Source organism: Vitiosangium sp. GDMCC 1.1324 (genome assembly GCF_003044305.1).
Classification (GTDB): domain Bacteria; phylum Myxococcota; class Myxococcia; order Myxococcales; family Myxococcaceae; genus Archangium.
In genome coordinates, this window is sequence record NZ_PZOX01000004.1 from 729,359 (window position 1) to 742,459 (window position 13,101).

Here is a 13,101-nt window from a genome sequence, read left to right on the forward strand (position 1 = left end):
GCCCTCCTCCCACGCCCGTCCCGAGGGAGGCACCTCCGGGGGTCTCCGAAATGGAGGGGCCCGCCGGCGCCAGAGTGGAAACCCGAGGGCTGGACCGGGCCGAGGCCGAGCGCCGCCTGGCGGAGCACGGGCGGAATGAAATCCAGCGAGAGAAGACGCGCTCGCCGGTGTCGGTGCTGCTGGAGCAGTTCCGCTCGCCCATGATTGCCCTGCTGCTCGGGGCGTGTGCGGTGTCCGCGCTGCTGGGAGAGCACGCGGATGCCATCGCCATCGGCGCCATCGTGGTGCTCAACGCCATCATCGGCTTCGCGCAGGAGTTCAAGGCGGAGCAGGCCCTGCTGGCGCTGCGCTCGATGACGGCGCCGCGGGCGCGGGTGATGCGGGACGGCTACGCGGTGCAACTGCCGGCGGCGGAGGTGGTGCCCGGAGATGTGTTGCTGCTGGAGGCCGGAGACGTCGTGGCGGCGGACGCGCGGCTGTTGGAGGCGCACACGCTGGCCACCAACGAGTCGGCGCTGACGGGCGAGAGCGTACCGGTGGACAAGGCCGTACGGCCGGTGCCCGAGGACACGCCGCTGGCGCAGCGCACGGACTCGGTGTTCCTGGGGACGGCGGTGACGCGCGGCACGGGGGTGGCCGAGGTGCGGGCCACCGGCATGCGCACGGAACTGGGGAAGATTGCCCACCTGCTGGCCTCGACGAGCGAAACGGAGACTCCGCTCGAGCAGCGGTTGGAGCGGGTGACGCGCTCGCTGCTGGTGGCCTGCGGGGTCATCGTGGTGCTGGTAGGGGCGCTGGGGCTGTGGCGCGGGTACGGGTGGCTGGAGGTGCTGCTGTCCTCCATCTCGCTGGCGGTGGCGGCGGTGCCGGAGGGGCTGCCGGCGGTGGTGACCATCGCCCTGGCCCTGGGCGTGCAGCGGATGGCGGCGAGGCACGCCCTGGTGCGCCGGCTGCAGGCGGTGGAGACGTTGGGCTCGGCGACGGTGGTGTGCACGGACAAGACGGGCACGCTCACCACGGGCACCATGGAGGTGCGCCAGGTGTGGGGGACGGACGAGCGGGCCGTGCTCTTCGCCTCGGCGGCGTGCTGTGACGCCTCGCTGGGGCCGGACGGGAAGGACGGCACGGGAGACCCCACGGAGCTGGCGCTGCTGCGTGCGGCACTGGCGAAGGGCATCCGCCGCGAGGAGCTCGAGCGCGAGCGCCCGCGCGTGGCGGTGCGGCCCTTCGACTCGGAGACGAAGCGCATGACGGTGCTGCGCGCGGACGGGGTGCTCTACGTGAAGGGCGCGCTGGAGGTGCTGCTGCCCCGCTGCCGCGCGGGAACGGAGGGCGCCACCGAGGCGGCCCGGACGATGGCCAGCGGAGGCCTGCGGGTGCTCGCGGTGGCGCGAGGCCAGGGACCCGAGGAGGAGGGGCTGGAGCTGCTCGGGCTGGTGGGCATGGCGGACCCGCCGAGGCCGGAGGCGGTGGCGGCGGTGGCTGCGGCGCGCTCGGCGGGGGTGCGCACGGTGATGATTACGGGAGACAGCGCGGAGACGGCCCGGGCCATCGGGCGCGAGCTGGGAATCCTCCAGCCGGGAGAGGACGCCGCGGAGCTCATCCACGCGCGGGCGACGGCGGAGGACAAGCTGCGCATCGTCCGCCGCTGGAAGGAGCGGGGCGAGGTGGTGGCGATGACGGGGGATGGGGTGAACGACGCGCCGGCGCTGCGCGAGGCGCATATCGGCATCGCCATGGGACGCACGGGCACGGAGGTGACGCGCGAGGCGGCGGACCTGGTGCTCACCGACGACAACTTCGCCACCATCGTCGCGGCCATCCGCGAGGGCCGCGCCATCTACGAGAACATCCGCAAGACGCTGGTGTACCTGCTGGTGGGCAACGTGGGCGAGCTGGCGGTGATGTTCGCCGCCTCGCTGGTGGGCCTGCCCCTGCCGTTGCTGCCGCTGCAGCTCTTGTGGATCAACCTGGTGACGGACAGCCTGCCCGCGCTGGCGCTGGTGATGGATCCAGCTCGCTCGGAGCTGCTGTCGCGCCCGCCGCGGCGCCCGGACGAGCCGATGCTGGGAGCTGCGCAGTGGCGGCACATCCTGCTGGTGGGAGCGCTGGAGGCCTCGGTGGTGCTGGGGGTCTTCATCTGGGCGGACCCGGCCCAGCACGTGGAGCGGGCGAGGGCGCTGGCCTTCTCCACACTGGTGTTCGCGGAGTTGCTGCGAGCGTTCGCCGCGCGGAGCGCCACGCGCATCTTCTGGGAGGTGGGGCCGCTCACCAACCGGGTGCTGCTGGGAGTGGTGCTCTTCTCCGCGGGGTTGCAGCTGGGGCTCTATGAATTGACCGCGGCGCGAGAGCTGTTCGGACTGGGAGCGCTGCGGCTGTGGGAGCTGGGACTGGCGTTCGCGCTGGGGCTCATCCCGGTGACGGCGCTGGAGCTCTCGAAGCTCGTGCGCCGCTGGATGGCGAGGCCTTGAACTTCACGGGCACTGCGTGTTGATTGCGCCGCCGTGGAGGCCGTCCTGGCCTCCACGACACATAGCTCCAGACATCGTCACAGGGAGGGGTGCAATGTCGAAGTTCATTCGTGGAACGGTTCTGTCGGGCGTGCTCGCGAGTCTCCTGTTGGCTCCGGCCATGGGAGCGGCGCAGGGCCACCACACCTACGTGAAGGTGGGCAAGAACGGCCACGTCGACGTGAAGGCGGGCAAGTCGGCGGTGAAGGTCGACGGGACGGGCGTGGATGCCCAGACCGATGAGGCCGAGGTGGAGGCGCGGTCCGACGAGGGCTCGAGCGCGCAGGACGAGGAGACGCCGGCCGGCACGAGCCTCGAAATCAGTGACTCGGGTGCGAAGGAGACGCACCGCTGCTCGCCGAAGACCGATGTGAACATCAGCGGCAGCGACAACGAGATCATCCTGACGGGTGAGTGCAAGAGCGTGAGCGTGAGCGGCAGCACCAACAAGGTGAAGGTGGAGGCCACGGGCACCATCTCCGTGGAGGGCGCTGACAACGAGGTCACCTGGAAGCGGGCCGTGGGCGGCAAGAAGCCCAAGGTGAACCGCGTCGGCACCAACAACAAGGTGACGCAGGCGCGCTGAGCGAGCCGTTCCACCCGGGCGCCGCTCAGTGCACGGTGTCGGCCGGGCTCGAGGCCTCCTCGGGCCTGGCTTCGAGCAGACGTGCCGCGGCGCGGAACAGGGGCAGCCGGACGCGGAAGGTCGAGCCCATGCCCGGGTGGCTCTCCACCTCGATGCGGCCCCCGTGGGCCTCCACGATGCGCCGGGCCACCGACAGGCCGAGCCCCACGCCCGGTGCCGTCTCGCGAGCCATCCCCGTGCGCCGGAAGGGCGTGAAGAGGGTGCGCAGGTCCTCGGCGGAGATGCCGATGCCCCGGTCCATCACGGACACCAGCGCCTCGTCCCCCTCGCGGCCCACCCTCACCTCCACCCTGCTGCCCGCTGGCGAGTACTTCAGCGCGTTGCTCACCAGGTTGTGCAGCACCTGATCCATGCGCATGGGGTCGCAGTTCACGAGGACGGGCTCCTCGGGAAGCTGGAGCCGCAGGTCATGGGAGGAACCCCCGGACTGGTAGAGCTCCAACACCTCGGTGGCCAGCCCGCGCACGTCGCGCTCCTCGAGGTTCAGCTCGAACTGTCCGGCCTCGATGCGGGTGGCATCCAACAGGTCCCCCACCATCCGGTCCAACCGGGCCACCTGACGGCTCACGAGCGCCATCGTCTTGCGCAGGCGCTCCTCGGGCACCGGGCGGCTGGAAGAGACGAGGGCGGCGGACATCTTCAGCGCGGAGAGAGGGTTGCGCAGGTCATGCGCCACACCGGCCAGAAAGGTGAGTTGCTGCTCCTGCTGGCGCGACAAGGAGTTGGCCATCTCGTTGAAGGTGCTCGCCATCTCGCGCAGCTCGGTGGGGCCTTCCTCGGGGGCGCGGGTGCGCTTGCGGCCGGAACCGAAGCGGCGCATCGCCTGGCTGATGTCGAACAGGGGCCGGAAGACGAAGCGGCGCATCCACAGCAGCAGTCCCGCCCCACCGACGACGAGGAGCACGGCCACGCCCACGCCTCCAATGTTGGCGAGCCGGTCCCACCGGTCTGCCTGGAGCTGGGTGGTGCGGGCCTCTTCGACGTTGAACGCAACCAGCCGGTCCAACGCGGTGAGGGCGGCCTCCATGCGAGGAGCCATCACCTGGCGCATCTGCTGGGGAGACAGGTTCTTCGCGCGCTCGTGGGCGAGGAAGAAGTCGGAGATGGAGTGCTCGACGTCGTCGAACAGAGCCCGCTCCTGCTCCGTCTGGGCATTGTGCTGGGCCCCGATGAGGTGGCTGCGGATGTTGGCCTCCGTCCTGGCGATCGAGTGGTCGTCATCGGAGGGAAGACTCAGGACGGAATCGGGCAACCGGATGAGGTTGAGCAGGTCGACCTGAAGCGCCTCGGCGAGCCGGACGCCCTCGACCGAGTCCCCCATGTTCGTGGTGGTGCGGTGCAGGTAGGTCGTCAGGATGACGAGCGAGGCGGCGGCGGCCAGGGTGACGGCGCCGAACGCGGCCACGGCGGTGGTGATGACGCCCTTGAGGCTCATGACACCTCCGGGTGGCGGGGGCATCCACCGTGCGGCACGTGGCGAGGGCTGCGGAGGTCCACGCGATTCCTCCCGGAGACACAAGGGGGGCGCGGTCCTCCCGCGCCATCCCTTCTGGAACAAAAGATGTGTCCGGAAGAAGCCGACCTCCCACGCCCGGCAGGAGGGGAACCATTGAGACGAGAGCGGAGGCGAGGAAGCGAGCCCCCGCTCCCGGGTGACTCACCTCACGGGCTGACGAGCTTGACGCGCGCGTCGGAGCCCTTGGCGGTGTCGGGCACGGCGTAGCCCGCGCCGGAGGCGGGGAACTTCGCGGCGAGGTAGTCCGCGAAGGCCTTCTGCTCGCGGCCCTCGTCCGAGAAGCCCTGGTTGCCGCTGGTGGTGTCCAGCGAGACGAGGTGGAAGAGCTCCTCGTTCTCGGCCTTGAAGCGGGGGAACGGGTAGTTGTCACCGCCGCTGGCCATGAAGCTGAGCGTCACCAGACGGAAGGTGCGGGTGGGCTCACCCACGAGGGCGCCGTTGTCCACCAGGGTGTCCACCACGTCGCCCGCCTCGTTCACGATGGCGGCCTTGCGGATGCGCTGCCCGGGGGTGGTGACCTTGAAGCTGGTGTCGAGCACCTGCGCCGGCTTGCTGGCGTCGTACTCGAAGCGGAGACCAGCCACATGGGGGAACTGGCCCGGGGTGGCGCCGGGGGCCACGGCCGCCACACCGTGCTCGAGCACCTCCTTGAGCTGCGACGCGGTGACGGTGACCAGCGACAGGTCGTTGTTGAAGCGCAGGCTGTTCTCGATGTCGAGCTGGCTGATCTCCCCCTCCTTCTTGTTGGCGGCCGGGTTGGCGGCGGGCGGGCCATAGGTGGGGTTGGAGCCGGTGCTCACGGCACCGATGGAGTCGCGGATGCCGCCGCCGTTCTTCACGGCGATGGAGGTGGAGGGGTCTGTCTTCTGGGCGAGCCAGAGGTTGGCGTCGGAGGTGATGTTGCCGAGGTTGGTCTCCTCGGTGCGGACGGAGGTGCGCAGGCCGTTGAGGTACACCTGCGTCTTGCCGAAGATGGCGCCATCCTTGGCGATCACCACGCCCTTCACACCGTCGGCGATGGCCTTGACCTCGGGGTCCACCTTGGAGGCGGCCTGCAAGCGCGCGACCCCCGCGTCGTCCGTGGCGTAGGCGCCGTTCTTGGAGACGTCATGAATCTCGGGGATGAGCACGCCCGCCTCGTCGAAGTTGGCGAGGAAGCGGCCCACGTAGCGCCAGTTGGACGCCACGTTCACCACGGCCATGGGCTGGCTGGACTTCGACTTCCTCCACTTGGGGTACTCCTCGGCGCGGGTATCGCCGGAGTACAGCGCGTCATCCGCGTCGGCCCAGACGGCGTGGTTGCCGCCGGCGATGATGACGTCCACGCCCTCGAGCCGCTTGGGCAGCTCGTCCACCTCGATGACGTACTGCTGCATGTGCGCCATGAGGATGATCTTGTTCACGCCGGTCTCGCGCAGCTTGTCGACGCTCGCCTGGATGATGGCGGCCAGCCCGTCATAGTCGACGGAGTCCGAGGGCGAGGTGACGACGGAGCCCGGCGACGAGATGCGCGGCAGCTGCGGGGTGGTGGCACCCACGACGCCGATCTTCTGCCCGTTCACGTCGAAGACGACGCTGGCGGAGATCTTGTTGTGCATGTCCGTGCCGGGGTTGCTGGCGTTGATGACGGTCCCGGCGGACACGACCTGCGACTTGAGATCGGCGTTATCGCTGAAGTCGAGGTTGGAGGTGAGGTAGGGGAACTTCGCGCCGGACCAGTCGCCGTCCTTGACGATGATGTTGCGGATTTCGCGCGGGCCGCTGTCGAACTCGTGGTTGCCGAACGAGGCGGCGTGGAAGCCCATCTCGTTGAACATGGCCATGTCGGCGCGGCCGGAGCTCTCCTTGCCCACGCCGGGAACGTTCTTCATGGCGGGGTCACCACCGGCGTTGAAGAAGACGCCGGGCAGCCACAGGTCACCGCTGGCGAGCTTGAGGGTCTGGGTGGGGTACTGCTCCTCGAGCGCGCGCAGCACGGCGGAGAAGCGCGGAGCATCCGCGGTGGCGGGCAGACCGGACTCCATGTCCGAGCCGTGGAGGATCTGCAGGGTAAAGGCAGTCGTTGGAGGAGGCGGAGGAGGCGGAGGATTCGGCTCCTCCAACTCGCAACCAGGGACGAAGGCGAGCGCCAGGAGGGCACCGGCCAGGGAGACGGGTCGTTTCTTCGAGTGGAGCATGATGCGTTCCGTCGGTTGAGACGGCCTTGCGGCCTTGGGGGGGCCGCAAGGTAGCGGAATTCACGCTCCGATGGTCACGCCCCGAAGCCGCCGAGGGCGGTGCGGCTGAAGCTGGCGGCGCCCTGGCTGACGCGGACGGCGGACTGGCTGAAGACCTGGAAGGCCTTGCGGATGTCCTGGGCGCTCTGCCCCGGGGTCAATATCCACTTGTCCTCGATGCCCATCTCGCGGAAGACCTTGCGGAAGTCGGTGGTGCCGTCGTCGATGCCCATGGCGGCGACGATGTGATTCTCGGCGCGGCGCAGGTCGTTCACGAGCGCGGCGACGTCACGGGCGCGCGAGCTCTGCGAGTGGCAGTCACCACCATCGGTGATGAGGAGGGTGACGGTGCGTGCGGAGACGCCGTTGCGGGTGAACTCCTGGGCCTTGGCGAGCACGGTACCGAGCAGGATGACGGCCTGGTCATAGAGGGGCGTGCCCTTGTCGGGGTCGTAGTTCTTGGAGTGCATGCGGACAACGTCCTCGAGGGGCCGGTAGGGATTGAGGACGAAGCCGTTGAGGTAGCGGGTGTGGAAGAGGATGCCGTCCTTCTGCTGGGAGGAGAGGAGGGCATCGAGGACGAGGTTGTGGCCGTCGCAGACGGTGCGGGCGTGCCCGGCGTGCTGGATGGAGCCGGAGTCATCGGGCATGACGGTGACGAGGACGACCTCGGAGGCCTGGACGTCGTCCACACTGATGCCGAGCCCCGCCTGGATTTGAGCCCCGAGGTCCACGACGGTGAGGGCCTGGAGTGCTGCGGGACTGAGGACGCCCTCGGCATGAGCGGCCTGGAAGAGTTGGGAGACATGGGCGCTGCGGCTGTTGCCATTGCTGGGCTTGGAGCTCATCTGGGAGTCCTCCATCAAAGGTATCTGGGTTGCGTGAGCGGACTACGCGATGCGGAGATCCGGCCACGCGGCGAGCGCATCCGTGGACTTCACCAGGTGCATGCCGGCGTCCGCGAAGCGCTTGAGCGCGGCCTCGGCCTGCGGGGTGAAATCGGCGGCGAAGCCTCCCTTGCCATCGGGGACGGTGACGGCGGACATGCAGTCGGTGAGCAGGTACACCTTGCGGGCGAGCGCGGCGTCCTGGGCGAGAATCTCTCCGAGCAGGTCATCGATGGAGCTCTTCACGCAGTGGCTGGCGGCCTGGCCGGCGATGACGACGGCATCCGCGGTGAGGAGCGTCTTCAAGAACTGCGTATTGCGCTGAGCGAGCGGCTGGCCGTCGTGGCGGGTGAGTACCTCGGGCCGCATGACCGAGTAGTTCTCCGTGAGCGGATTGCCACCCTTGACCTCGGCCCAGGACTGGGCGCCGCGGACGAACGAGTGGAACAGCCGAGCCTCCTGGACGACCCCGGAGAGGGCATGACCGTCACTGCCGAGCAGGCAGTGGGGAGGCCACAGGTAGAGGGTGTACTTGCCGGCGCGCTCGAGCTCCTCGCAGTAGTACTTCACCTGCTTGAGGAGCCAGGGGTAGTTGCCGCCGCAGAGCCACTTGGCCATGGCGGGATTGGGACGGACCTGGCCGCGCTCGATCTGCTCGCGAGTGATTTCCCGGTAGGCGGTGAGGGGCTGGTCGTTCTGGTCGACCCAGAAGGACGGGAAGAAGATCTGGTAGGCGAAGTGGGTATCGAGCGTGGTGGTGACGTTCGTCAGGACGCCGAGGTTCTTGTAGACGAACTCGGCGATGCGGCGGTTGTCATCGATGGCGCCGCGGCCGGAGCGGCCGGCGACGTAGAGGGATCCCTCGGGGAAGCAGAAGTCCTTCTGGACGTCGATGAGGAGCAGGTGGAGGTTGAAGGAGTCGGTGGCGGCGGCGGAGAGGCCGTGGGCGCCACGCCAGGTGGAGGCCTCTCCCTGGAGCTGAAGGGCGTTGGGGCCGTAGGCGTACGAACCAGCGTTGGCAGGCTTGTAGAACGACGGAAGCGGCAGCTCCTTGAGCTTCGACTGGGCCTTCATGTGCATCTCCCTTCGTGTCCAGACAACACCAACATAGTGTCCATATAACACCATGTCAAGGCGAGGTGGCCCGCTCCGGGATGGCACCCGGGTAGGCCGGAGTGTCAGGTCATGCGCAGGGCAGTGACGTCCTGGCGGCGGACGACGGTGAGTCCGTGCCTCGTGAGAAAGAGGCGGCTGTCGGCGTCGACGAAGGGCTCGGTGTCGGGGAACTCGCGGACCACCTCGAGCCGGCCCTGACGCAGCTCCACGCGGACGAGTCCCGCGTCCGTCGCGGCGAACAAGGCCTCTCCCGCGGCGCACTTGCCCCTCAGTGAGCCGAGCCACGAGCCATCGCCCGCCTCCCCCTTCGCACTGGCCTTCACCGCGCCATCCGCGCCCACCACCACGCAGTGGTGCACCGTGCGGCCACCGGTCTCCTCGGCGAGGAAGAGCCAGCAATGCGGGCCATCGAAGACGGCCTCCGCGTCCACCAGCCTGCCCGAGGGCCACGGCAGGGTCAGGCCATCCTTGAGGCCAGGGCGCTCGGCGTCGAAGACGAAGGCGCCTCGCAGCGAGCCCGCGCGGTGGAAGCCCAGCCCGAAGCGTGGCCCCACGAAGAGGCGCGTCTGTCCGGCGAGCACCTCGCCCATGCGCTCGGGACCGAACGCCCCATCCCGCCACAGGGCACCGGCATGGGCCCAGTAGCGATGACGCGCGTTCGCGGCGAAGGCCGGACGCTGCTCGGGTGCATCCACGCCGAGCCGCTCGGGGCGCTGGCCCGGGGCGAGCACGGCGAACTCCCCGCCCTTCCCCACCAGCGTGACGCTCTCCTGGACCCCCAGGTGCAGCGTGGGGTCCAACGCGCCCTGGAGCACGGCCGAACCATCCTCACGCCGGTAGGCCCCGTCCGCGTGGAAGAGCCAGCGCAAGGTGCCGTCCTCGACGCAGGCGTGGAGGATGACGCCCTCGGTGGTGAAGAGGCGGGTGGCCACGACCTGGCCGCGCACGGTGGTGACGGGCGTGGTGGCTGCCGTCGCGCTCGGGCGGCACGTGGGACACGAGGCCCGCGCATGCTCCACGCCACACGAGGGACAGACACTGAAGCGGAGCGAGTCCAGCAGTGGCAGCGGAAAGGGCCCTCGGGCGTCCTCGACGAACACCCGGTGCAGGCAGTGCAGCAAGTCATCCGGGAGCACGCCGAAGGGCGTGGCGGGCTTGGGGTACTGGACGTCCGGATGGAAGACGGTGAGGCGCTGGAGGACGCGAGCGGTGGGCGTGGCCTTGGGCGCGGGAGGCGTGGGACGGTGGATGCCGCCATAGGGCCCCACGCACAGGAGGCTCTGCATCAACGAAACGGCGAAGGCATACCAATCACTCTCCGTGGACGCCGGGCGCGTGGGCATGAGCCCCTGGGCCGAGCCGCCCAGGCGCAACGGGTCGAGGAACTTCTCCGTGAAGACCGAGGCGAGATAGGGGCCGAACTGGAAGCTGTCCGCGTCGATGAGCCAGGCATCGTTGCCGGTAACAAGGATGTTGAGATCGTTGAAGTCGCCCACCACCACGCCGCAGCCGTGGAGCGCGGAGAGCGAACGGTGCAGGCCTCGGAAGAGCTCGGCGACGCGAGAGGACGGCACGCCCGAGCGGCGGAAGGCCGGGTCGCCGAAGCGGCGGAGAAGCTCGGCGCCCTCGAGCTTGCGCATGGCGTAGCCGAGCACCGTCTTGCCCTTCTTGTCGGTGGCGAGCGTCTGCGGCGAGACGACGCGAGGAGGCAGCATCTTGGGGAAGGCGGGCAGCTTCTGCTGGTGCTGGGCGATGCGGGCGCGAGCGGCGGCCTGCTCGTCGGGGAGGTTGTCGTAGTCGGGGTGCTCGGGGGGCTTGAAGAGCTTGAGCACGCGCCCGTCACCGAGGTCGAAGACATCGGCCTCGCCGCCCTTGCCGAGCGCCTTGGTGGGATCCAACCGGAGCTTCTTGCCTTCGAGGTAGACATCCATGGCGTCAGACCCTCCCCTTCTGGCGGCGCAGGACGACGAGGGTGGTGTCATCGGAGAGCAACCCGGGCACACGCACGAGGCGGTGGGCCGCGAAGTCGGCGCGGACGGACTCGCGGTTGAGGAGCGCGAGGCGGCGGCGCAACGCATCCGGGTTGGAGAAGTACCGGTCCTCACTCCAGAACTGCGAGAGCGGACCCACGGGCTCATCTCGCTCGGGCACGCGCGCCTCGGCGAGGCCCGCCAGGTCCGACACGCCATCCGTGCCGAGCAGCAGCGAGTCCACCTCGGCGGTGGGCCGGAGGGTGTTGGCCTTCAGGGAGACGGCACCAGGCTTCAGCAGTCCATAGGAGAGGTACGGTGGCGCATTACCGGGAAAGGGCCCGAGCGGGTGGACGTCACCATTGAGGGCCCAGAGCCCATCACCCGCAGAGAAGACGAGCGTGTGCTCCGGGGTGACGACGGTGCCCACGAGGGTGAAGAGGAGCGCCTCGCCAATGGTCCTCTGCCCGAGCTCTCCGGTAATGGCCTGGAAGAAGCAGAGCACATCCGCGCCCAGACGCTGGAGGAACTCGGGCGAGTCGACGGGCACCTGCCGGGCCAGGAGCGAGAGCGCTGCCTCCACGGCCCTGCGGGCGCCGAGCTGAGCCCCCAGCTCGCTCTGAGCGCCACTGCCGCACCCGTCCGCGACGACCGCGGCGAGTCCGTGCTCGCTGGCCCGGGCCCAGAGGGCATCCTGATTGTTGCGCCCAGCTCGGGCGTGCTCCCGGCCCTGGACGGTGGCGGCGGCGAGCTCGAAGGGCAGCGAGGACATGGCTCTCCTCTCCAGGTGGCCTGGCGGACTCCGTGTTCTACGGACACCAAGTTAGTGTCCGAATAACACCAAGTCAAGCCAGACACGGGCGCCACCCCGCTCGCCCGGAGTCAGGAGTTGGGAGCCCTACAGCTCGAAGTTGAAGCCGGCCTTCTCCAGCTGCTTGTACTTCTTGTGGTCGAAGCGGTAGAGCCGCGCGGCGCGGTGGGAGACGTCCTGCTCCACCTCGTCGAGCTCCTCGAGCAGCTCCATGGCGAGGATCTTCTTGCGGAAGTTCCGCTTGTCGAGCTCGCGCTCGAGGATCTTCTCGTACAGGCGCTGGAGCTGGGTGAGGGTGAACTTGGGAGGCAGCAGCTCGAAGCCGAGGGGCTGGTAGCGGACCTTGCCCTTGAGGCGCTGGAGGGCGGTGGCGAGGACATCCGCGTGGTCGAAGGCCAGCTTGGGCACGTCATAGACGGAGAACCAAGCGGCATCCTTCGCATCGGTGGCGGCGTGGATGCGGTGGTCCGACAGCTTCACCAGGGCGAAGTAGGCCACGCTCACCACCCGGCCGCGCGGGTCACGGTCTGGAGCGCCGAAGGTGTAGAGCTGCTCGAGGAGGCTGGGGCGGATGCCGGCCTCCTCCTGGAGCTCGCGGCGCGCGGCGTCCTCGAGCGACTCATCCATGCGGACGAAGCCGCCGGGCAGGGCCCACTTGCCCTGATAGGGCTCCACTCCCCGGCGGATGAGCAGCACCTTCAGGTCTTCCTCGTCCAGACCGAACACCACACAGTCCACCGTCAACGCTGGACGCGGGTACTCATAGGTGTAGCTCACGGGCTTGCCTCTCGTCGTGGGGTCGGCCTCCGCCAGTAGTGTTGAAGCCACACGAAGTCAAGCCTTCCCTACGGCCGGGGCTTGATGTCGCGGAACTCCTTCGAGTGGAACGTGTAGACGGCGAGCTCGACCTTCTTGCCCTGGTTGGCGCTGACCTGCTCCTCCTCGAGCACCCCGAAGTCGGCGAGGTAGTTCTCCTGCTGGCCGTTCTTCTTCTTGATGACGATGTAGTCTCCCATGTCTCCGGTCTGGTAACCCACCAGGGTGCCCTGAACGGTGGAGGCAGGCTTCTTCTTGAATTTGGGACCGCCGGGCAGACGGACCTCGGCGACTCGTGGCGTGGAGACCTCGGCGTAGTCCATCACCACCAGGTCCCCGGGCTTCACGTTCTCCGGCCACTCCGTACCTGGGTCCGCCTTCGCCTTGACCTGCGTCCCATCGGCGGTCTCGACGGTGTACGTCTCGCCCATTCCGTTGTCTTCGATCGACACCAGCTTGCCGGCCACCGTCTTCTCGACCGACTTCGCATCGCCACTCCAGGCCGGAGCGGAGGACAGGAGGGCAACGGCGAGCAGCAGCGGGAAGCGGAAAAGTCTCATGGGAGAAGCCTCGTCGTGGAGGGAAAGGGACCGGGACACGGCGGAGACATCAC

The 13,101-nt window shown here is 68.8% G+C and carries 10 protein-coding genes; 2 read left to right on the forward strand and 8 right to left on the reverse strand.

Translation table 11 applies throughout. The annotated features are described in order from the left end of the window. Positions 1–74 precede the first annotated feature (74 nt). Together DAT35_RS15895 and DAT35_RS15900 are read left to right on the forward strand one after the other, a co-directional pair. On the forward strand, positions 75–2,471 hold the full coding sequence (locus tag DAT35_RS15895) for a cation-translocating P-type ATPase (protein ID WP_199242902.1): 2,397 nt from the start codon (positions 75–77) through the stop codon (positions 2,469–2,471). Between the two features lie 94 nt (positions 2,472–2,565). Beyond that, on the forward strand, positions 2,566–3,096 hold the full coding sequence (locus DAT35_RS15900; protein ID WP_108067826.1) for a DUF3060 domain-containing protein: 531 nt from the start codon (positions 2,566–2,568) through the stop codon (positions 3,094–3,096). A gap of 25 nt (positions 3,097–3,121) precedes the next feature. On the opposite strand, the gene DAT35_RS15905 is transcribed toward DAT35_RS15900, so the two are convergent. From DAT35_RS15905 to DAT35_RS15940, 8 genes are all read right to left on the reverse strand, one after another. Next, entirely contained in the window at positions 3,122–4,591 is a 1,470-nt protein-coding gene (locus DAT35_RS15905) for a HAMP domain-containing sensor histidine kinase (protein WP_108067827.1), read from the reverse strand. Positions 4,592–4,818: 227 nt separating this feature from the next. After that, the gene (locus tag DAT35_RS15910) at positions 4,819–6,849 is read right to left on the reverse strand and encodes a bifunctional UDP-sugar hydrolase/5'-nucleotidase (protein ID WP_108067828.1); all 2,031 of its coding nucleotides are present in this window, start codon (positions 6,847–6,849) and stop codon (positions 4,819–4,821) included. A gap of 74 nt (positions 6,850–6,923) precedes the next feature. Then, positions 6,924–7,736, reverse strand: coding sequence for a hypothetical protein (locus DAT35_RS15915; RefSeq protein ID WP_108067829.1), 813 nt, complete (start codon positions 7,734–7,736; stop codon positions 6,924–6,926). Between the two features lie 42 nt (positions 7,737–7,778). Then, positions 7,779–8,849, reverse strand: coding sequence for a nicotinamidase (locus DAT35_RS15920; protein WP_108067916.1), 1,071 nt, complete (start codon positions 8,847–8,849; stop codon positions 7,779–7,781). Positions 8,850–8,953: 104 nt separating this feature from the next. Continuing rightward, a complete protein-coding gene (locus DAT35_RS15925) occupies positions 8,954–10,822 on the reverse strand; it encodes a hypothetical protein (RefSeq protein ID WP_199242903.1) in 1,869 nt (622 codons plus the stop codon). Between the two features lie 4 nt (positions 10,823–10,826). Next, a complete protein-coding gene (locus tag DAT35_RS15930; RefSeq protein ID WP_108067831.1) occupies positions 10,827–11,633 on the reverse strand; it encodes a protein phosphatase 2C domain-containing protein in 807 nt (268 codons plus the stop codon). A 126-nt stretch (positions 11,634–11,759) separates the two neighbouring features. Next, positions 11,760–12,449, reverse strand: coding sequence for an NUDIX domain-containing protein (locus DAT35_RS15935; RefSeq protein WP_108067832.1), 690 nt, complete (start codon positions 12,447–12,449; stop codon positions 11,760–11,762). 68 nt (positions 12,450–12,517) lie between these two features. Next, complete coding sequence (locus tag DAT35_RS15940) at positions 12,518–13,048, reverse strand: hypothetical protein (RefSeq protein WP_108067833.1); 531 nt, start codon at positions 13,046–13,048, stop codon at positions 12,518–12,520. Between the last annotated feature and the right edge of the window lie 53 nt (positions 13,049–13,101).